At 26.6% G+C, this 21,504-nt stretch carries 19 protein-coding genes and 1 tRNA gene; 14 read left to right on the forward strand and 6 right to left on the reverse strand.

Annotation, left to right across the window (positions count from 1 at the left end; translation table 4 throughout):
• Positions 1 to 44 precede the first annotated feature (44 nt).
• Positions 45 to 491: a 23S rRNA (pseudouridine(1915)-N(3))-methyltransferase RlmH gene (locus EXC37_RS02945; protein ID WP_029891909.1), complete on the reverse strand. Its 447-nt coding sequence runs from the start codon at positions 489 to 491 to the stop codon at positions 45 to 47.
• Complete coding sequence (gene mnmG / locus EXC37_RS02950) at positions 478 to 2,328, reverse strand: tRNA uridine-5-carboxymethylaminomethyl(34) synthesis enzyme MnmG (protein WP_081840314.1); 1,851 nt, start codon at positions 2,326 to 2,328, stop codon at positions 478 to 480. The genes EXC37_RS02945 and mnmG overlap by 14 nt, the downstream gene beginning before the upstream one ends.
• A 58-nt stretch (positions 2,329 to 2,386) precedes the next feature.
• Here mnmG and EXC37_RS02955 point away from each other — a divergent pair.
• From EXC37_RS02955 to EXC37_RS02975, 5 genes are all read left to right on the forward strand, one after another.
• Positions 2,387 to 2,462: transfer RNA gene (locus EXC37_RS02955), tRNA-His, on the forward strand.
• 40 nt (positions 2,463 to 2,502) lie between these two features.
• On the forward strand, positions 2,503 to 2,871 hold the full coding sequence (locus EXC37_RS02960) for an IMPACT family protein (protein ID WP_029891911.1): 369 nt from the start codon (positions 2,503 to 2,505) through the stop codon (positions 2,869 to 2,871).
• Positions 2,871 to 3,443 carry a dephospho-CoA kinase gene (gene coaE / locus EXC37_RS02965; protein ID WP_029891912.1) on the forward strand — a complete coding sequence of 191 codons (573 nt, stop codon included), beginning with the start codon at positions 2,871 to 2,873 and terminating at the stop codon, positions 3,441 to 3,443. The genes EXC37_RS02960 and coaE overlap by 1 nt, the downstream gene beginning before the upstream one ends.
• Positions 3,444 to 3,490: 47 nt before the next feature.
• Complete coding sequence (locus tag EXC37_RS02970; protein ID WP_006608880.1) at positions 3,491 to 4,453, forward strand: DnaD domain protein; 963 nt, start codon at positions 3,491 to 3,493, stop codon at positions 4,451 to 4,453.
• Between the two features lie 7 nt (positions 4,454 to 4,460).
• On the forward strand, positions 4,461 to 5,348 hold the full coding sequence (locus EXC37_RS02975; RefSeq protein WP_029891913.1) for a DnaA ATPase domain-containing protein: 888 nt from the start codon (positions 4,461 to 4,463) through the stop codon (positions 5,346 to 5,348).
• Positions 5,349 to 5,378: 30 nt separating this feature from the next.
• Here the strand turns inward: EXC37_RS02975 and lysS are convergent, their stop codons facing one another.
• The 3 genes from lysS to EXC37_RS02990 all read right to left on the reverse strand — a co-directional run bounded on the left by lysS (position 5,379) and on the right by EXC37_RS02990 (position 8,527).
• Complete coding sequence (gene lysS, locus EXC37_RS02980; protein WP_029891914.1) at positions 5,379 to 6,842, reverse strand: lysine--tRNA ligase; 1,464 nt, start codon at positions 6,840 to 6,842, stop codon at positions 5,379 to 5,381.
• A gap of 164 nt (positions 6,843 to 7,006) precedes the next feature.
• Positions 7,007 to 8,065 (reverse strand): YihY/virulence factor BrkB family protein, encoded by a 1,059-nt coding sequence (locus EXC37_RS02985; RefSeq protein ID WP_006608316.1) that lies wholly within the window; start codon positions 8,063 to 8,065, stop codon positions 7,007 to 7,009.
• A gap of 12 nt (positions 8,066 to 8,077) precedes the next feature.
• Complete coding sequence (locus EXC37_RS02990; RefSeq protein WP_029891915.1) at positions 8,078 to 8,527, reverse strand: RpiB/LacA/LacB family sugar-phosphate isomerase; 450 nt, start codon at positions 8,525 to 8,527, stop codon at positions 8,078 to 8,080.
• A gap of 82 nt (positions 8,528 to 8,609) precedes the next feature.
• Between EXC37_RS02990 and EXC37_RS02995 the strand changes: the two genes are divergently transcribed.
• The 9 genes from EXC37_RS02995 (at position 8,610) to EXC37_RS03035 (ending at position 20,223) form a co-directional block, all read left to right on the forward strand.
• Positions 8,610 to 10,658 (forward strand): Mbov_0121 family peptidase domain-containing ABC transporter, encoded by a 2,049-nt coding sequence (locus EXC37_RS02995; RefSeq protein WP_029891916.1) that lies wholly within the window; start codon positions 8,610 to 8,612, stop codon positions 10,656 to 10,658.
• The gene (locus EXC37_RS03000; protein ID WP_029891917.1) at positions 10,636 to 11,022 is read left to right on the forward strand and encodes an MAG1140 family protein; all 387 of its coding nucleotides are present in this window, start codon (positions 10,636 to 10,638) and stop codon (positions 11,020 to 11,022) included. The genes EXC37_RS02995 and EXC37_RS03000 overlap by 23 nt, the downstream gene beginning before the upstream one ends.
• Before the next feature lie 28 nt (positions 11,023 to 11,050).
• Positions 11,051 to 11,503, forward strand: a complete 453-nt coding sequence (gene ybeY / locus EXC37_RS03005) for an rRNA maturation RNase YbeY (RefSeq protein WP_006608320.1) — start codon at positions 11,051 to 11,053, stop codon at positions 11,501 to 11,503.
• 3 nt (positions 11,504 to 11,506) lie between these two features.
• On the forward strand, positions 11,507 to 11,899 hold the full coding sequence (gene cdd / locus EXC37_RS03010) for a cytidine deaminase (protein ID WP_006608321.1): 393 nt from the start codon (positions 11,507 to 11,509) through the stop codon (positions 11,897 to 11,899).
• Positions 11,899 to 12,774, forward strand: coding sequence for a GTPase Era (era, locus tag EXC37_RS03015; RefSeq protein WP_029891918.1), 876 nt, complete (start codon positions 11,899 to 11,901; stop codon positions 12,772 to 12,774). Before cdd ends, era begins: the two co-directional genes overlap by 1 nt.
• 18 nt (positions 12,775 to 12,792) lie before the next feature.
• Entirely contained in the window at positions 12,793 to 13,845 is a 1,053-nt protein-coding gene (locus EXC37_RS03020; protein ID WP_029891919.1) for an aminopeptidase P family protein, read from the forward strand.
• 87 nt (positions 13,846 to 13,932) lie between these two features.
• Positions 13,933 to 15,372, forward strand: a complete 1,440-nt coding sequence (gene proS, locus EXC37_RS03025; RefSeq protein ID WP_006608324.1) for a proline--tRNA ligase — start codon at positions 13,933 to 13,935, stop codon at positions 15,370 to 15,372.
• Positions 15,373 to 15,403: 31 nt separating this feature from the next.
• Positions 15,404 to 15,766, forward strand: a complete 363-nt coding sequence (locus EXC37_RS03030; RefSeq protein WP_029891920.1) for an MG284/MPN403 family protein — start codon at positions 15,404 to 15,406, stop codon at positions 15,764 to 15,766.
• Between the two features lie 77 nt (positions 15,767 to 15,843).
• Entirely contained in the window at positions 15,844 to 20,223 is a 4,380-nt protein-coding gene (locus EXC37_RS03035) for a PolC-type DNA polymerase III (RefSeq protein ID WP_029891921.1), read from the forward strand.
• Between the two features lie 39 nt (positions 20,224 to 20,262).
• Here EXC37_RS03035 and tyrS read toward each other — a convergent pair whose 3' ends face one another.
• Positions 20,263 to 21,498, reverse strand: coding sequence for a tyrosine--tRNA ligase (gene tyrS / locus EXC37_RS03040; RefSeq protein WP_029891922.1), 1,236 nt, complete (start codon positions 21,496 to 21,498; stop codon positions 20,263 to 20,265).
• Positions 21,499 to 21,504: the final 6 nt, after the last annotated feature.

The raw sequence follows: 21,504 nt of genomic DNA on the forward strand, positions 1-21,504 counted from the left end.
AAAAAAAATACTAGTTCTATATATTATTTAAATACTTATGGACATTATTTGTGATACTTTTTGTTATTTAAAATCATAAAAGCTCGATATATTTGCTCACTTAGCATGACTTTAAAAAGTTGATGTGGAAATGTCATTTTTGAAAAAGAAATTTTCAAATGATTCGGAATTAAATCCTCCACCATACCGTCTGATCCGCCTATAATAAAGTTAATTTTGTCAAATTCTTTTATTTGTTCTGCGAATAATTCAGACTCAACTTGTTTGCCTTTTAATGAAAGAAGAAAAATTTTTGCATCTTTATCTAAATTTTCAATTATTAATTTGGTTTCTTTTAATTTTTTTTCTTCAATATTTTTAATTTCAGAAAATTCTTTTAATTCAAGATTTATAAATTCGCAAAAATGTTGAATATTTTTGGAATAATCCACAAAAAGTGCTTTAAATAAGGGAGATAAGGAGCCTATAGAAATTATTTTAATTTTCTTCATTTTTCTTACGTGTTGTTTCTAAATAAAACAATAACATTTGAATATCTGCAGGATTAATTCCACTAATTCTGCTTGCTTGTCCAATTGTTGATGGTTTTATTTTATTTAACTTTTGTTTTGCTTCAGTTGCTATATTCACTATTTTGTCATAATCAAGATCACTAGGAATTTTATAATTTTCTAATCTTACAGCCTTATTTGCATCACTTTTTTGTTTTTCGATATATCCGTATAAACGAACCATTATTGTTAATTCATCGCGATAAGGAAAATCAGATAAAACATCAATTGGATCAACTTCAGGACGTGCTAAAACTTTTAATAAAGTTTGTCCATTAAAAATTTCATATTTTTGAGCCAATTCACTTTTGCTTGATAAATATGAATTAGATAATTCTTCGATTTTTTTGTCAATTAAAGCGTATTTTTCAATTACTTTGTCATATTCATCTTGATTTATCATTCTAGTTTTTAAAGCATATTCAGCCAATCTTATATCAGCATTATCGTTTCTTAACAATAGTCTATATTCAGCTCTACTTGTAAGCATTCTATATGGTTCTTTTGTACCTTTAGTAACTAAATCATCAATTAAAACACCAATATAACCATGATTTCTTAATACAACAATTTCTTCTTCATCTTCTAATTTTTGTCCGGCATTAATTCCTGCAATTAAACCCTGTGCAGCAGCTTCTTCATAACCGCTAGTTCCATTAATTTGACCAGCGGTATATAAATTTGCAACCACTTTGGTTTCTAAAGTACTTTTAAGTTGTAAAGGATCAATTGCGTCATATTCAATCGCATAAGCTCATTTTTGAACTTTTGCATTTTCTAAACCAGGAATTGTTTTAATTATTTCTTTTTGAATTTCTACGGGCATTGATGTTGAAAGTCCGTTTACATATGTGATTGATCCATCAGCAGTTTCAGGTTCAAAGAAAATTTGGTGTCTTTCTTTTGTTGCAAATTTAACAATTTTATCTTCAATTGATGGACAGTATCTTGGTCCTATTCCTTGAATTAATCCAGAATACATAGCACTTTTTTCTAAATTTTCATTAATAATTTTGTGTGTTTCTGGTGTAGTGTATGTTAAATAACAAGCAATTTGTTTTGGTAATTTAACATTTGAACGATTTGAAAAACTTAAATTAATATCTTCTAAAACTTCTTCAGTTACTTTTGAATAGTCTATTGAATCTGAATAAATTCTAGGTGGTGTTCCTGTTTTTAATCTTTGTAAATTAAATCCTTTGTCAAGTAGTGACTTGCTTAATTTTGATGTGGTTTTTTCATTATCTGGTCCACTTTTAACTGCTTCATTACCTCTCAAAATTCTTGAATCCATGTAAGTACCAGTTGTAATAACCCCAACTTTTGCAGAAATATAACCATTTTGTTCTAATTTAACACCTACAAACTGATTATTTTCATTAGTTAAAATTTCCTCAGCAACATCTTCAATAAGTGTCAAATTTGGCTGTTTTATAGCATATTCGTAAATTATTTTGCTATATTTTTCTTTATCAATTTGTGCTCTTAAAGCTCTTACTGCAGGACCTTTTGATTGATTAAGCATTTTAAGTTGAATCATTGCTAAATCAGCTCAATATCCTTGCATTCCACCCAAAGCATCGATTTCTCTAGTAATAATACCTTTTGCGGGTCCTCCAATTGATGGATTACATGGCATCATTCCCAAACGATTTTTGTTTAAAGAAATTAAGGCAGTGTTATGTCCTTTTTTTGATAAGGCAAAGGCAGCTTCCAAACCAGCATGTCCTCCACCAATAACAACGGCATCAAAAGTTTTATAAATATTTTTCATCATAATAAATAATATTTTATATACAAATTTAAAAAAGTTGTTATAATAACATAGCAAATTGGCGAATGTGGTGAAGTGGTTAACACAGCGGGTTGTGGTCCCGTCATGCGCGGGTTCGAATCCCGTCATTCGCCCCATTTTTTTTATTTCTTTTTTTACCTTATATAATATAAAAATATGAAAACTCCTGCTCATTTAGAAATTAAAAAATCAAAATTTTATAGTTATGCTTTTGATATTCAGTCAAAAGAAGATGTTTTATATTTTGATAACGAAGTAAAAAAACTGTATAAAAAACCAACCCACGTTTGTTATGGTTATGTTTTTTTAAAAGATGGAGTAATAAATGGCGGATTTAATGATGATGGAGAACCAAAAGGTACTGCAGGTCGTCCCATTCGTGATTTATTATTAATGAAAAAAATAACAAACAAAGTAATTATTGTTGTTCGTTATTTTGGTGGAAAAGAATTAGGGGCCGGTGGTTTAATTAGGGCTTATTCAAAGAGTGCATCTTTAGCTTTAGATATAGATGGAGATAAATAATGATTGCTGTAATTGGGAAAATAGGTGTTGGGAAAACCACTTTTCTAAGTGAAATAAAAAAAATGGGGTATAAAGTATTTAATTCTGACGAGTTTATTAAATCTGAATATAAAACTGATGGTCTTCTTTATAAAGCAATTAAAAAAGAATTTGGAACTTTACTTTTAGATGAGTTTGGGGTGAATAAAGAAAAAATTCGGCAATGAATTAAAGATGATATAAAAAATTTAGATTTATTAGAAAAGTGCATTTATCCAATAATTTTTGACCATTTAAACACTTATTGTTATGATTTTGCTGAAGTCCCAAATTTAACAACTAAAAATGGGAATTTTGCAAAGTTATTTAAAATTGTTTTGTGTCTCGAAACTAGCGAAAAAAATCAAGTAAAAAATCTCAAAAAAAGAAATGTGAATAAACTAACAATTCGTTTATTAAATGCTAAAAATGATCCAAAATTAATAAAAAATCAACTTTTTAAAGAAAAAATAATTGTGGATATCTATGGGCAAAACTTTAAAAATTGAGCTAGAAATAAAAAATTTTTAGAATGCTTATTTTCTCTTTTATAAAATAACTTTAAACCATGTTTAAAAGTTAAATTTATAAAGGAGTTGTTATGTTAAAGAAATTAAATTATCCATTATTTAAAGTAACATTTAAAAATCCTGTTTCAGGGGAAGATTTAAGAAATTTACGTAAATTTTATACTCCACTTTTAGGAAGCCACGCCATTATTCTCTATGAATATTTAAGAGATTTAACATTGAGTCAAAATGATAATGGTTATCATGATTTTAATATGCTTCAACATTTTTTGAATTTGTCCGCAGAAGACTTAAACCAAGCAAGAAATAAGTTAGAAGCTGTTTCATTATTAACAGTTTTCGAAGATGAATTTAAACAAATTAGTTTATTACGTTTGGAAACTCCTCTTAATAACAAAACTATTAAAAAGAATTTTGCGCTTAAAAATAAATTAATTAAATTAATCGGTAAAGAAAACTTTAAAAAATTAACTGAAGAGTACATTTTAAGAGATACTGAAACAACACACTTAAAAGATGTTTCTGCTAATTACAATGATGTTTTTAATGAAGATGAAGAATTTGATTTTCTTTTCAATACTCAAGAATTACAGTTAGTTCAAAGCGAATTTAAAACAATTGAATCTAGTTTAAATAATCAAAAACTTCCAGACTTAAAGTATAAAAATATATATGAAGCTCTTATTAAAGATTCATCAGAAAATTTTTATGCTCAATTAACTAAAACAACCATTGATCAAGAAACATATAATTTAATTAATAAAGCTTATTTAATGGGTTTTAATGACCAATGTATTAATTTAGTTTTCTATTATGCATATGAAATTAACAATAAAAAAATTAATTGTGCTTATGTAGAAAAAATATTAAATGATTTCTATGAAAAAGATGTTACTGATTTTAATGTAATTGAATCATATCTAGACAATGTTATGGCTTCAAAAAATACAAAAGTAGGAACAAGCAAAGCACTTTATAAAACTTCTTATATCTTAAGTTTGCAAAAAGAAGAAGAATCACAAACACTTTGATAGGAAAAACATGAACAAACAGAATAAAACCAATGTCCCTATGAATAAGTCCTATCAGTCATTTAGTGAAATTTTAAATTTTGATGAGAATGACTTAAAAAAAGCAACTTTAAAATATTTGAAAAAATATAAAGTTATTCAAGAGGCCATAAAAATTAATAGCATCACTGATGAAGAATTATTTACCAATTCATTTTTATTTTTGGAAATAATTGAAGATGGAAAAAGAAAAAATTCACCTCTATATGAATTTTTTGTAGGAAGAAAAAACACTGGTGAATTAATTATTAAAAAAGAGTTATCAAGCAAAAACACATACATTAAGAATTTAAACTTATGATTAACAGAAATTAGTGAACCGAAACAAAACTTGGATTTCAAAAAAATTTCTTTTGTTGAAAATAGACATGTAAAAGAAGAATTAGTTAATAAAATTACAGAACTTATCAAGAATCCCAATTTTAAGAATTTCAAAGGATTTTTTCTTCATTCAAAAAAAGCAACAGGTAAATCATTTTTTTTACAAGCATGTGCCAATGAACTTGCTAATGAAAAAATTTCTGTGGCTTACATTTTAACTGATGAATTACAAAAATTTGTGTATTCTTCTTTTGACAAAAATAAAGGTATTAATGAATTAAAACATTTGTTAGCCACTGTTTCAGTCTTAATTTTAGATAACTTTTCTTTAATTAAAATAAGCGAATATTTTGTTAATGACTTTTTATGAGATATCATTAGCCAAAGATTAAGAGATAACAAACTTATTTTCTTTGCTTCATCACATTCAATTGATGAAACCGAAAATATTTTTATTGCAAATATTGAAAAAAGTAAACACTTGACTACAAAAATGTTTGAGTTAATTAGAAATAATACTATCGAATATGAGTATTAAAACAAAATAAAAAAGAGGTTTTCCTCTTTTTTATTTTTGTCTTCTTAATGTTGGGAATAAAAGAACATCTCTAATTGAACTGGTTTCTGTCAATAACATCACAAGACGATCGATTCCAATTCCACAACCTCCCGCTGGAGGCATTCCATATTCTAATGCATCTACAAAGTCATAATCAATGTCACTAGCTTCGTCATTTCCTTTGTTTTTTTCGTCCAATTGAGCTTCAAAGCGCTCTAATTGGTCAATTGGATCACTAAGTTCTGTATACATGTTTGCATACTCTTTAGTGTTAATAAATAATTCAACACGTTCTGTAAATCTTGGATCATCTTCTTTAGCACTCAATGGTGAAATTTCAATTGGGTGTCCATACACGAAAGTTGGTTGAATCAATGTTTCTTCAATTAATTCTTCGTATAATGAATTAATAATGTGACCAACAGTATAAAATTTTTCTAATTTAGCGCCATGTTTTTTTGCTACAGTTATAGCATCTTCAAGAGAAATATTTCTAAAATCTACTCCTGTTGCTTCATTAACTGCATCCACCATATTTAAACGTTTAAATGGTTGTGATAAATCAACTTCAACACCGTTGTTGATGAATTTTCATTTGCCTAATTTTTCACATAATTGTTTAATTAAAGTTTCTGTTCTTTCCATCATACCTTGAGCATTTGAATAAGCTTCATAAAATTCAATTGTAGTGAATTCAGGATTATGTGTTGTGTCATAACCTTCGTTTCTAAAAATTCTTCCCATTTCATAAACTCTATCAAATCCACCAACCACTAATTTTTTAAGTGGAATTTCTGTTGCTATTCTTAAAACGAATTCTTGGTTTAAAGAATTATGGTGTGTTTTAAATGGTCTTGCCGCAGCGCCAGATAAATAATCATGTAAAAAAGGTGTTTCTGCTTCAATGTAATCTAATGAGTTAAAGTAATCTCTAATTCATTGAACAATTTTAGTTCTTAATTTAAATCTCTCTCTTGATTCTTCATTAGTAATTAAATCTACATAACGACGACGATATCTTTCTTCTGTATCAGTTAAACCATGGTATTTTTCTGGTAATGGTTTAAGAGATTTAGTTAAAATTTCAAGTTTTTCAACTCTTACACAAACAGCATCTGTTTGTGTTTTCATTAAAGGTCCACTTACTCAAATAATGTCACCTATATCTAATGTTTCAACTAGTGATTCTAAATGTGATAATTCTTTTTTATTGAAATAAGCTTGAATTTGACCTTTATAGTCTTGGATCACTAAAAATGGTCCACGTTTGATCATTAATCTTCCTGCAACATTTTTAACAATATTTTTATCTTCTAATTCTGTTTTATTTAATTTTTCATACTCACTAATAATATTTTTACTATATTCTAATTTACCTAAGTTGTATGCTTTTTTAAACGGATTAATTCCATTTTTAGCATATTCATCTAATTTATTCCTGCGAACTTGTTCTTGTTCAGTATATTTACTCATGTTTACTCCTAATTTAATTTTGTTGTTTTCTTATTACTTAGTAATAGTATTAATATATACGTATAATTATAAATAATTTACAAAAATCTTAATTTTTATCTTTTCTCTTTTCGAGAACACTAAATCAGCTATAAAAAAGATTAAAAAAACAACTTTGCAGTTGTTTAAAATTTTATTTTTCAGAAAATTCAGTTCTTTTTTGCAATTGTATAACTTGAATAATATGTTTTATAATAAGCCTCATTAACTATAATTCCCAACATCAGACAGTAACTTAATGTAGAAACAAACAATGCCACATACATAAAGGTTCCAATCAGTCCGTATTTACTATAGTTAATTAAAGAAGTTAAATATCCAAAACTCATAATAAAAATTCATATAGGTAAAACGGCAACTAAAACTCCAGGAAATATGGATGTAAATGGGACTTTAAAACTTGGAGTTAATTTAAATAGTAAAAGAGTACCCAAGTATAAAAAGATTAATAAATAAACAGAAAATGAAGAGTAAAAGAAAATTATTTGTGAATTATTATTAGTAAAAACTTTTACAAATGAAGAGTAAATTAGAATGTAGAGCGCAATACCCAAAAATAAGTATATGCTTATTCCCATAACAATAAAAAGTCCTTTTAAACGGTTAGTAAACCAGTTACCTAAAAATTCATGTTTATAAATGTAATTTTGACTATAAACAAATTTTGCAAACCCGTTTGAACTTAATCATAATGAAGCAAGTAAAAGAAAAATTATAGAAATATATTGCAATCCTTCATGTGATTTGCTAGTTATTTGTAAGTCTAAAATACTTTGTATACCCGGAATAATTTTAGACATTATCAATTGAATAAATATTTGGTTATAACCATCAATTAGTGACAATAAAGTCATAATTATAGTTATAATCGGAACAAAGGATATTAAAAAATAAAATGAAAGAGACAGTGGAATAAATACTAGATCTTTACTAATGAACTTATCGTATGTACGATTTATTAGTTCTTTTGTTTTTATTTTATTTTTTCATCCTATTTTTGGCGTCGCAATTTTTAAAATTATTTTTAAAAAGAATTTAATTACTTCTTCGATGAATGATCATCTGTTTTTATTTATAGGAATAATGTTTTTTGTTAATCAAGATTTTTTTAAAGAATTTCTATAACTTTTTTTTAAATCTTTTTGTTGCAAACCCGTTAGAATGTTTTTCTTATTATTTTTCATTTAAGCCTTAAATTAAAATTTATCAATTTGTTCAATTCTCGCTTGGTGTCTGCCACCTTCAAAATTAGTTTCAAGATATTTATCTACTATTGCTTTTGCCTCATTAAAAGACAACAATCTTCCTCCCATAACTAAAACATTAGCGTTATTATGCAATTTTGCCAATTCCGCATCTTGAACGGTTGTTACTCTTGCTGCTCTAATGTTTTTATGTCTATTTAAAGCATATGAAATACCTAATCCGGTTCCACAAAATCCTAAACCAAAATCTACATCTTTGTTTTCTTCTAAATAATTAGCTAACTTATGTCCTTGTTCTGCATATGAAACAGGATTTAAAGAATTTTCTGGTCCCAAATCCATTGTTTTAAAGCCTTTTTCTTCCATGTATTGTTTTAATTGATTTTTTAAATCTGCTCCGGCATGATCACTAGCTAAAGCAATAATTTTGTTGTTTGACATATTTTCTCCTTAAACTTTTGCAATAATTTTATCTTTTTAGTTCTTTTAATAATAATCATATCTAAAACTAAATAATATTAATATGAAAATTACCAAACAAAATGATATAAAAGATTGTGGATTACATATTTTACAGTTTTTTGCACTATATCACAATGATCAATACATTGACATAAACTACTTAAAACTTAATGCATCATACAATGAAAATGGAATAAACATAAATTCTCTTAAAGATCAAGCTAAAAAAATTAATTTAGAACTTAAATCTTACAGTTGCGATTTTCTCACTTTGGAAAAAATTTCAGAAAAAAATTTACCAATTGTACTTTTAATAAACAAAAATGGACTGAATCATTTTGTAATTTTAGAAAAAATTAAAAATTATAAATTTTATATTCAAGATTCTTCAATTGGTGATCGAACAGTCTATAAAAAAGATGAATTGGAAAAAATATTTCTTAATGTTGTATTAACTTTTGACAAAATTGAAAATACAAAAAATATTGATATCGTCTTAAACAATAAATTTAGTGAGTTTTCAGAATTTAAAAAAGAAACTTTTTTAGTTTTTCTTATTTCCATTTTAAATTTGTTTTTTTCCTTTTCTGTTTCCTTGTTTTTTAAAATAGTTTTTGATTTTTTAATTCCTAATAATTTATCTGAAAATTTAATAATTCTTTCCATTGTTTTTTTATTACTTAATTCATTTAAATTTATTAATTCATTTTTAAAAAACATTATTTTGAAAAAAGTAACTATGAAAATAGAAAATAAAATAACTACTGCTTTGCTTAACAAATTATCTCATTGTGATGAGAAAACTTTAAATAAATTAACTACAAATGAATATATTAAAAAATTTTCATACATTCCCTTTATTGCTGAATATAAAGCTAACTTTACTCATTCTATATTATTTGAAACCTTTTCAATAATTGGATCAATACTTATTTTAATTTGATTGCACTTTTGACTATTTTCAATTGTCTTTATAATCTTATTTATAAGCTTATTAGTAAATTTTGCTTTTCATATAAAAATTAAAAAAACTTATCCTTTGGTTTTAAATGCCAATCTGGAGAAACTAATAGCAGACATGAATATTATTAATTCTAAAAATAACTTTTTAAATTCTGATTCTTATAATTTTTTTAAAAAAATTAACAACGAAAAATTATTTTTGTATCAAAAAAATAACTTTAGTTTTTTTAACAGTCTAAACTCTAAAAATTATTTTATAGATTTAATAATGGGTAACTTAAATCTTATTATTGTTTTTGTTGGTGGAATTTTTATTTTTTCTAATCAAATTTCATTTGGAATCTTAATGATGTTTATTTCTATTTCAAATTTTCTCTTTATGCCTGCTAATTCACTATTTTCTATTTTTTTAAATAAATCTCTCTTAAATTCACAGCAATCTGAATTAAATTTCATTTTAAATTTTTCAGAAAAAGAAACAAATGGAAAATTTAAAATTTCTAAAATTAATGAAATAGAGATAAATAATTTACTTTTTGAATATGAAGTTGATAAAAAGATTGTTAATTTAAAACATTTTTTAATAAACCAAAATATTCAAATAAATGGAAAAAACGGCTCAGGAAAAAGTTCTTTTTTAAATTTGATTGCTTTTTTAAACTTTCCAACAAATGGTTCTATAAAAATAAACAACATTGAATATAAAAATATTGATATTGAAGATTTGCAAAATAATATTTGTTTTATCAAACAAAATGAATTTTTACCTAGTACATCAATTTATGAATATGTTACTGAAAATAATGAGAAAAAAATCGAGTTTCTAAATAATCTTTTAAATAACAAACAATTTGCTGAAATTATTAATCTAATGAGAATTAATTTTCAAAGTCAAATTATTGATGGTGGTAAAAACTTTTCTAGTGGACAAAAACAATTTATTTCACTGCTTAAATTATTCACTAAGAACTATAAATTAGTTATTTTGGATGAAGCATTTGAAAATATTTCTTTTGAAATTTATTCAAAAATAAAAGCATTAATAAAAGAGATTTTTGTTTCTTCCTTATTTATTGAAGTTAGTCATTCTAAAAAATATGTTTTTACAAATAAAGAGGTGGACTTTGAAAAAATTAACCAACTCTAATAAAATTATTGTTTTTTCAATATTTTTGATTATCTTACTTTTTGTTTTCTTCATTATTTTCATTTATTTCTATAAATTAAATAAATTTGAATATGTACAACTTGAAAATGTTGATGAACATACTTTTAGAACTATAAATAAGGCTAAGAACAGAAATTTATTTAAGATAAATCAAGAAATCGTGTTTATCATTGAAAATGAAAAAATAAATTTAACAACTAGAAAAATTTATGTACAAAATGATTGAATTTATATTGTTTTTCATTCATTTAAAAATAAGTTAAACATCCTTCCAAAAGACAATGTTCTTGCAAAAATTGTTATAGATAAAATTTCACTTTTGAATAAACTATTTCAGCTATAAATAAGTCATATTTATATATAATAGAACTATGGTCGAATTAAACATTGATAAACAATATGGAAATTCATTTAAATTTGAAAAAGAATATAAGCAAATTCTCTTGAATCTCAAAAAAGTTTTTAATATCAAACAAATTGTTTCTGTTGATGTAACAATTGTTAATAATGAAGAAATTCAAAAATTGAATAAAACTTATCGTGGAAAAGATTACCCCACAGATATTCTTTCTTTTGATTTTGGTGATTTAGATCTTTATAATGATATGCCCGTTTTACCACTCGGAGAACTTGTTATTAGCGCTGATAAAGTGGAAACACAAGCAGATGAATTTGGACATAGCGTAAAAAGAGAATATTGCTATCTATTTTCACACGGATTAATTCATCTGATGGGTTATGACCATGAAGAAGAAAATGAAAGAAAAATTATGAATGATTTAGTTGATCAAATTTTTTTACCATTAAACATTACAAGGGATTAAAAAATGAAAATCAAAAAATTACAAGAGTTATTAAACTATTCTTATAGTCCATGATCAAAATTTAAAGTTGCAGCAATTGCTGTTGATGAAAACGGAAAAGAATTTTATGGTGTAAATGTAGAGAATGCCGCTTTTCCTTCAGGCCTTTGTGCAGAAAGATCAGCATTATTTGGATCTGTTGCATACGGAGGAAAAGTTGGTTCTTTTAAAGAAATTTACGTTATGGCTTCTACAGATGAAATTACTTCTCCTTGTGCGGGTTGTAGACAAGTTTTAACTGAATTTATGCCTGATGATGCAAAAATTATCTTAATTAATCAAAAAGGAGACAAACAATTAGTAATTACAGTAAAAGATCTTGTCCCTCTTCCAATTAGAGCGGAGCAAATTAAATAATGAAAATAGCAATGATTTCGATTATAGGAAGACCTAATGTTGGAAAATCTTCTTTAATGAATCAAATACTAGACTATAACGTTTCTATTGTGTCCAATGTGCCACAAACCACTAGAGATCAAATTACAGGTATTTATAACGATGAAAACTATCAAATCGTTTTCATCGATACTCCCGGCATTCATAAACCACTAAACTTGCTCGGTGAACAATTAAATAAAAATGCTTATGACACAATCAAAGACATTGATTGTATTTTGTTTCTTAGCCCAATTAATGAAAAAATTGCTGCGGGTGATTTAAATATTTTAGAAAAATTGAAAAATGTCAAAAACAAAATTGCGGTAATTACAAAAATAGATCTCGCTAAAAAACCAGAAGAAATTGAAAATAAAATAAATGAATTAAGAAACTTTGAATTTAGCAAAATTTTAAGTGTTTCAACAAAAAATAAAAGATCAATAAATGATTTAATTACGGTTCTAAAAGAATATTGCTATGAAGGTGAACCACTTTATGATACTGACGCAATTACTGATAAATCAATGCGCTTTATAACAAAAGAAATTATTCGTGAATCTGCTATTAATTTTCTAAAAGACGAATTACCACATTCAATTGCAGTTGAAGTCAATGAATTCAATGAAGATGAAGAAAATAACTTTATCGCAATTGAAGCGATAATTTATGTTAAAAAAGATTCGCAAAAAGGTATGTTAATAGGTAAAAATGGTTCAATGATAAAAAAAATTGGAATAGATGCCAGAAAAAAACTTACAACGCTTTTTGGTGCTAAAATTCAATTAAATACAAAGATAAAAGTAGCTAGAAAATGAATAGAAGACTCTAAAGCATTGAAAAAATTTGGTTACTAAGTTTTAAGGAAAGTTATTATGGAAAGAAAAATTTTAGACAAACTATTTAAAGGAAAAAAAATTGACGCCCTTATTTCTATGGCTCCCCAGACAAGATTATGATATTCAAAAGTTCAAACTACTGATGGATATCTTGTAGTAGAAAAAAATAAAGCTTACTTGTTTGTAGATGGAAGATACATTGAATATGCAAACAACAAAGCAGAAAATGTTGAGGTCATTTTACTTAACGGTGCAAAAACATTAAAAGACTTTTTTGCCAAAAAAGCTTATAAAAAAGTGGCATACGAACAAGATTATTTAACTTATGGAGATTTTCAAAAATTAAATAATCTTGTAAATCCTCAAGAAATTGAGTGAATTTCAGGACAAGGTTTAAGAATTATTAAATCAAACGAAGAAATTCAGTTAATTCAAAAAGCCGTAGATATTTCATTAGATGCGTATGCAGAATTAATTGAATGAGTGAAACCAGGAATGACTGAAAAAGAAGTTGCTGCTAGATTAAATTACTTAATGAAATTAAAAGGAGCGGACAAAGAAAGTTTTGATGAAATTGTTGCAACTGGTAAATATTCAGCTGAACCACATCATCATCCTACTGACGAAGTTTTAAAAGAAGGTGATTTATTAAAAGTTGATTTTGGAGCTTTATACAAAGGATATAGTGCTGATATTACTAGAACAATTGTGTTGGGTGGAAATGAAAATGTTTCTAACCCTAAGGCTTTAGAAATTTTACAAATTGTTGAAGAAGCTGCAAAAGCGGGTAGAGATGCAGTTAGACCTGGAATTAAAACTTCTGAAATTGACAAAATTTGTCGTGATTACATTACTGCAAAAGGTTATGGAGAATATTTTGTGCATTCAACAGGTCATGGATTAGGAATTGATGTTCATGAAGAACCTTATGTAAGTAAATTGGCAGATACTGTTTTAGAACCTGGAATGATAATTACTGTTGAACCTGGAATTTATATTGAAGGTTTAGGTGGAGCAAGAAATGAGGATGATGTTCTTGTAACTGAAACTGGAAGATATGTTTTATCTAAACCTTGAGAAAATTCTTAAAATGATTTTTTATAAAAAAGCACGTTTTTTAAGTCAAAATGTGCTTTTTTGTTTGAATTAATAATGTAATTTTATATAATCCCAATTATGAAAGAACTAGAAAAAATTACACCTTTAGAACAGGATTTTTCAAAGTGATACACAGATGTTGTCAAGCAGGGAAATTTAATTGCTTATGGTCCTGTTAAAGGAACTTTAATTTTTAAACCTAATGCGTATGGAATTTGAGAATTAATTCAACAAAATTTGAATGAAATTTTCAAAGAAAAAGGAATTCAGAATGTTTATCTGCCTCTTTTTATTCCAGAAAAATTACTTAACAAAGAAAAGGAACACATAAAAGGATTCAATCCTGAATTGGCAACTATAACTATGGTTGGCGACAAAAAAATTGATGAAAAAATTTTCGTAAGACCAACTTCAGAAGTTTTGTTTGCAGATCTTTTTAAAAATTCAATTGAATCTCATAAAGATTTACCCATCATCTATAATCAATGAGCAAACGTGGTTAGATGAGAAAAAACAACTAATCCGTTTTTAAGAAGTAGAGAATTTTTATGACAAGAAGGACACACATGTCACGCTGACCCTCTTGAAGCAAGACACTTTACCAAAATGATGATTTCTTGCTATGCAAGGTTTTTGAAAAACTTTTTGGCTCTACCTACTATTATTGGTAAAAAAACTGCTAATGAAAAATTTGCAGGGGCTTGTTCAACTTACACCGTTGAAGCAATGATGAAAGATGGAAGAGCACTTCAATCTGGAACAAGTCATTACCTAGCACAAAATTTTTCAAAACAATTTGATATTACATTTAAAAATAAATTTAATTTAACTGAACATGTTTATCAAACTTCTTGAGGTGTTTCTACTCGTCTTTTAGGCGCCATTATTATGACACATGGAGATAATCGTGGAATTGTAATTCCTCCACGTGTTGCGCCAACTCAAGTTATTATTTTAGAGCTTTTTGCAAACAAAAATCCTAAAATACATGAACTTTGTTTAGAACTAGAAAAAGATTTAGGAAGAAAATATCGTGTTAGTTTAGATGCTTCAGATAAAGGTCCTGGTTTTAAAGCTGCTAACGCCGAAATACAAGGTATTCCACTAAGATTAGAAATAGGACCAAAAGATTTTGAAAACAAAACTGTGACTTTAGTGCGTAGAGACAATTTAGAAAAAGAAGTTGTTGAATTAGCCAAAGTTAAAGATCGTATAGGGGAATTGTTAGATGCAATTCACAATAACCTCTATGAACAAGCCGAAAAAAGATTAAATGACAATACAGTTGTTGTTTATGAAGATTATGAACAATTTAAGGCGGAATTAGAAAACCGTAAATTTGTTATTGCTCCATTTTGTTGTTCTGGTAAAGTGGAGGAAATAATTAAAGAAGAAACGGGAGCAACAACTAGATGTATTCCCAAAAAATTTGATAAACCTACGAAATCATTTAAATGTATTTACCCACAATGTAAATCAAAAACCAAACGTTTTGTTGTTTTTGCAAGAGCTTACTAATTAATAACTTTTTGAAAAAAGGAGTTAAATTATGAACTTGCTTCATCAGCAAACATACTTTCATAATATGTCTAACATAGAAAAGTATAAAAGCGTTGAAAATATTTGTTTTTTAGAATTATCTAAATCTAAATCACAACGTTGAGATGCTTTAAAAAATAGTTATTCAGAATTGCAAAATAAAGACGAATATAAATTAAATAAATTTTATTCAAATAATTTTTCTAAAGTTTTGGCTTGTTTAACTGATATTAGTAAGATGATTATTGAAAATGAGTTTTTAAACAATAATAAAAATAAATCTTGATATTTACTCTATTTTTCAAAAACAACCTATTACAAATATCGTAACAATGCAATTGATGAATTTCTTTTCTATTATTTAGACAATTAAAAAAATAGGTTAAACGGGATTTTTCCCCGTTTTTCTTTTTTATTTTTTGCTTTTATTTTAATTTATATAATAGACATATGACACATCATGATAACAACTTTCAAAATCAAAAATTTTTAAAATTTTGTTCTCATTTTGGAATTCAAATTCCAAAATCAATGTTGAATGCACAAATTATAAATTCTGTTCACGTAAAAGAAAAAGATTGTATTCAATTGCATATTAAATTTAATGAATTTATTAACTTTCACGACATAAAGAACTTTAAATTAGCTTTAAACGAAAAAAGACATTTGGGGAACATTGAAGTTTTTTATGAATTTGACTTATTGCAATATACCAAAGAAGGTTTATTGAATTTTTGCCATAATTTGACTAAAACCAAATTTAAATATGCATCACTTCAAAATTTAAATTTTGATCAAAATTTAATAATGAATTCCAACTATGATTTCACACTAAAAATCTATAACAAAAATACTTATGAACAAGAAAAAGATATCTTTTACGATTTTGTTGCTAAGTTAAAAGGGTATGGATTTCAAAAATTAAATTTTAATTTGAAATTAGTTGAAATCAAGCATGAAACACCTATAGAAATAGAAGTTGAAAAAGAAAATTTAAACTTTGCTATTGCACAAGCTTTAAAAGAAAATCAAAGTATTAAAAAAGATGAAGACAGTCTTTTTACTAGAAAAAAATCCTTTTCAAGACTAAACACTTCTTATGCAAATACAACTATTGAAAATTTATATTTTTTAGAAGACAAAACTGCGGTTGAAATTAGCGGATTAGTTTTTAAAAAAGAATATAAAGCCTTAAATAATGCTAATGAAAAAAAACATCTTTATATTATTTCTTTAACTGACTTAACTTCTGGTATTCAACTTCAATACTTTACAAAAGAATTATTGTCATCAGAAGAAGAAAAAATATTGGAAAATGATTCATGAATTAAAGTAAAAGGTCGTTTAGCTCTTAAAATACAAGAATCAAGAGAAACAAGAATAATATATGTTGATTCTTTCGAAAAAACTGTTTCTCCTATTTCTGAATCTCAAGATTTAATGGACGAAAAAGATAAAAGAGTTGAACTTCATATCAGTTCTAAAATGAATACAATGGATGGTTTATTAAATCCTTCTGAAATTATTAAACAAGCAGAAAAATTCAAAATGCCTGCTGTTGCAATTATGGATTTAAATGGTTGTCAAGGTTATCCTGAATTCTACAATACAGCAAAAAAAAGTAGTGTTAAACCTCTTTATGGAACCGCTTTTACTATTATTAATAAAAATGTGAATTTAATTATTGGTGATTTTGAAAATGTTAATTTAAGAAATACAGAATATGTTGCATTCGATATCGAAACAACTTCTCTTTTTCCAAGATTTGGCGAAGTTATTGAATATGGAGCAGTAAAAGTTACACAAAGCTTAAGAATTGATAATAAAGAACAGTTCTTTATTAAAGCTAAACAACCTCTTTCTTCATTTACAACCAACTTAACCGGAATAACCAATAAAATGCTAGAAGATGGTAAAAATATACAAGATGCATTAGATGAAATTTATTCATCTTTAAACAATAAAATTGCCATTGCTCATAATGCACGTTTCGACTATCATTTTTTAAAAGAACAATTTTTTAAATATAATAAACCTTTTCCAAAATTTGCAGTTATAGACACATTGAAAGTATCACGTTTTCTTTTTCCTGATGATTCAAAACACAAACTTCAAGATTTAGCTAAGAAAGTAGATATTATTTATGATGAAAATCAAGCTCACCGTGGAGATTATGATGCTGAAGTTTTAGCAAATGTTTGAATTCAATTAATTGGTATCTTAGAAAAAAATAATATTTTTGATTTAAAAACTTTGGCAAATCAAACGTCAAAAAGTTTATATAAACGCGAATTTGCTTATGAAATAACTACATTGGCAAAAAATAATCAGGGACTTAAAGAGCAATTTGAATTGATTTCTTTTGCTTCAACAGACCAATATTGAAATCAACCAAAATTATTTTGAGAAAATTTAGAAAACAAAAAAAATATTTTAATTGGTTCAAGTACCTTAAGAAGTAAGTTATTAGATGATTATTTTTATGGCTCAACTTCGTTATTTATAGATACTTTAGAAAAACTTGATTATGTAGAAATACCTGCACCACAAGTATTTAGTCACTGATTAGAATATGGTGATTTAAGCAAAGAAGAATTAGAGTTTGCACTAAAAGATATCATTACAAAAGCAAAAGAAAAAAACAAAATTGTTGTGGCTACTGGAGATGTTAAATACAATTCAATTTTAGACAAAAAAGCCTATGAAATAGTTGTATATTCAAAAGGTATTGGAAATAGTAGACATTATTTGTATAACTATGAAAAAGCCAAAAACAATAATATTAAAATTCCTACACAAAATTTCTTGACTACTAAAGAAATGTTAGAACAATTTGCTTTTTTAAATGATGATAAATTGATTAGAGAAATTGTTATTGATAATACACAAAAAATTGCTAATTTATGTGAAGATATCAAAGTTATTAAGGAAGATTTATACACTCCAAATTTTGACAATTCTGATTTGAAGCTTAAAGAACTTGTTTACAAAACTGCTCATGAAAAATATGGTGAGATTTTGCCTGAATTAATTGAAAAAAGAATTGAATCTGAACTTACTCCGATTATTAAACATGGTTTTTCTGTTATTTATTGAATTAGTCATGTTTTAATTCAAAAATCAATTGAAAGAGGCTATGTTGTTGGAAGCCGTGGATCTGTCGGTTCTTCAATTACTGCATATCTTTCTGGGGTTAGTGAAGTTAATCCTTTACCAGCACATTACATATGTTTAAAATGTAAAAAATTTGAACTTTGCCAAGACAAAAATATTACTTCTGGATTCGATTTAGATCCTAAGAAATGTGACAACTGTGGATCTTTAATGGATACAGATGGGCAAACAATTCCTTTTGAAACTTTCCTAGGTTTTGATGCTGATAAAGTGCCGGATATAGATTTAAACTTTTCAGGTGAAGTGCAACCAGAAATTCATAATGAAGTAAAAAACATTTTTGGCGAATACCACACATTTAGAGCCGGGACTGTACAAACAGTGGCTGACAAAACAGCGTATGGATATGTTAAAAATTATGCAGAAGAAACTAAACAAGAAATTAATGAAATTTACGTGCATTATCTAGCTAAAAGAATAGAAGGAGTAAAAAGAACTACTGGTCAACACCCAGGAGGAATTTTGATTATTCCTAAAGAATTCGATGTAACAGATTTTACAGCAACTAATTTTCCAGCTAATGATGTAACTTCAACTTGAAAAACTACACACTTTGATTTTAAAGCTATTCATGATAACTTATTAAAACTAGATATTCTTGGTCATGATAATCCAACTATTATTAAATTATTAGAAGAATATACAGGAATTAAAACATCAGCAATCCCTAAAAAAGATCCTAAAGTAATGTCTTTATTTTCTTCAACTGCATCGATGGGTATTAAACCAGAGGATATTGACAATGAAGTAACAGGCGCCTTAGGACTACCAGAATTTGGAACCAAATTCGTTAGAAAAATGCTCTCTTCATCCAAGCCGTCATCTTTTGCTGATTTAATTTCACTTTCAGGTCTTTCACACGGAACAGATGTTTGAGTTGGTAATGCAGAAGATTTAATTCTTAAACGCAACTTTAAACTAAGCGACGTTATTTCTTGTCGTGATGATATTTTAGTCAAATTAATGAATGTAGATGTTCCGCGTAAAGACGCATTTAAAATAATGGAAAAAGTGCGTAAAGGTAAAGGACTTAATTCTGAGGAGGAAGAGTTTTTACTTAAATACAAAGTGCCGCAATGACAAATTGATAGTATGAAAAAAATTAAGTACATGTTCCCTAAAGCCCATGCTGCTGCTTATGTATTAATGGCTTGATGGTCTGCGTATTATAAACTATACTATCCTTTAGAATTTTATTCAGTTTATTTAACTGCTAGAACAGATGTTTTAGACATTGAAAACATGATTGACGTTAAAGGTGGTAAAAGAGTTGCCAGAAAATTAAAAGAACTAAAAATTGAAGAAGCTCGTAGAACCATTTCTTCTACTGATGAAAAATTACTACCAATTTTTGAAATAGTCCAAGAACTTTATGCAAGAGGATTCTATATTAGTAATGTTTCTCTCACTCGTTCTAAAGCAAATGAATGAGTAATAGACAAAGAAAATAATTGTCTTATTCCTCCTTTTACAGCCGTAAAACAACTAGGACTTGCTGTGGCAAATTCAATAGTTAGTGCTAGAGATTCTAAAGAATTTATTTCCATTGAGGACTTCAAACAAAGAACAACAACTAATAACACTTTGCTTGAGAGACTTAAAAGTATGAATGTTTTTGATGGCTTAGATACAAAAAACCAAATGACACTATTTTAAACTAAAAAAAGATGAATTAACAACTCATCTTTTTTTAGTTTATTTTGTTTTTAATAAAATTGTTTGTTTTTTTCCTTTTTTAAAAATAGCGTATTTGCCGCCAAATTTTTGCGGTTGATATTTAGTAGTTTCATCTATTTCTAATTCATCTATTTTTAAGGCTTTTGTTGAAATAAATTCTCTTGCTTCTCTTTTTGAATTTAAGAATTTATGCTCAATTAATTTTTCAACTAAATTATCATTTTCATTTAACTCAAGAAGAGGTAAATAATCTTCCATTATCACTAAATCATGTATTTTTAAGGTAGAAAAATCAAAATTTTTGTTATATAAAATTTCAGTAATTTTTTTGGCATTTAATGCTTCTTGCACACCAAATAAATCTTTTACCACTTCTCCTGCTAAAACTTTTTGAGCAAGATGTTCTTTTGGATTATTATTATGTCTTTCTAAAATGTCACTAATTTCATCTAGTTTAAGAAAAGTTAATCATTTTAATAATTTACCAACTGCTGCATCACTTTGATTTAATAAATATTGATACATTTTAAAAGGAGAATTCATTTCTTTATCCAATCATAAAGAACCTCCGCCTGTGGATTTTCCAATTTTATTTCCATTTTCATCTGTTAATAAGTCAAATGTTATTCCAACAGCTTTATGATCATCACCCTCAACTTTAGCAATCATGTCTAAACCTGTGACAATGTTTCCCCATTGATCGCTACCACCTAATTGCACTTTAACATTGTTATTTTTGTACAATTGTAAAAAGTCATAACCTTGTAATAAGGTATATGAAAATTCTGTAAAAGACAAGCCTTTTTCTATTCTTCTTGATACAGAATCTTTAGAAAGCATACTAGATATATTAATTAATTTTCCCGCATCTCTTAAGAAAGTTAAAATTGACATCTCTTTATAAAAATTGTAATTGTCTACAACGGTAAGTCCGTGTATTTCTAATTGTGCCACTATTTTTGTTTTATTGTTTTTTACTTGTTCTAAATCAAGTAGAACTCTTTCAGAATCTTTAAAGGATGGATCGCCAATCATTCCTGTGGCTCCTCCAACTAATCCATAAGTTTTATAGCCATATTGAGCAAATCTTTTTAATGTTGCAATTAAAATATAGTTTCCTAAGTGCAAACTTTGTGCAGTTGGATCAAATCCGCCATAAATTGCAGTTTCTGAAGGAATTAATTGTTGAAATTTTTCTTCATTACTTATCTGTTTTAAAATCCCTCTAGCTCTCAAATCTTCTAATAGAGTCATGATTCT

It is taken from the genome of Mycoplasmopsis columbina, from assembly GCF_900660685.1.
Taxonomy (GTDB): Bacteria; Bacillota_I; Bacilli_A; order Mycoplasmatales; family Metamycoplasmataceae; genus Mycoplasmopsis; species Mycoplasmopsis columbina.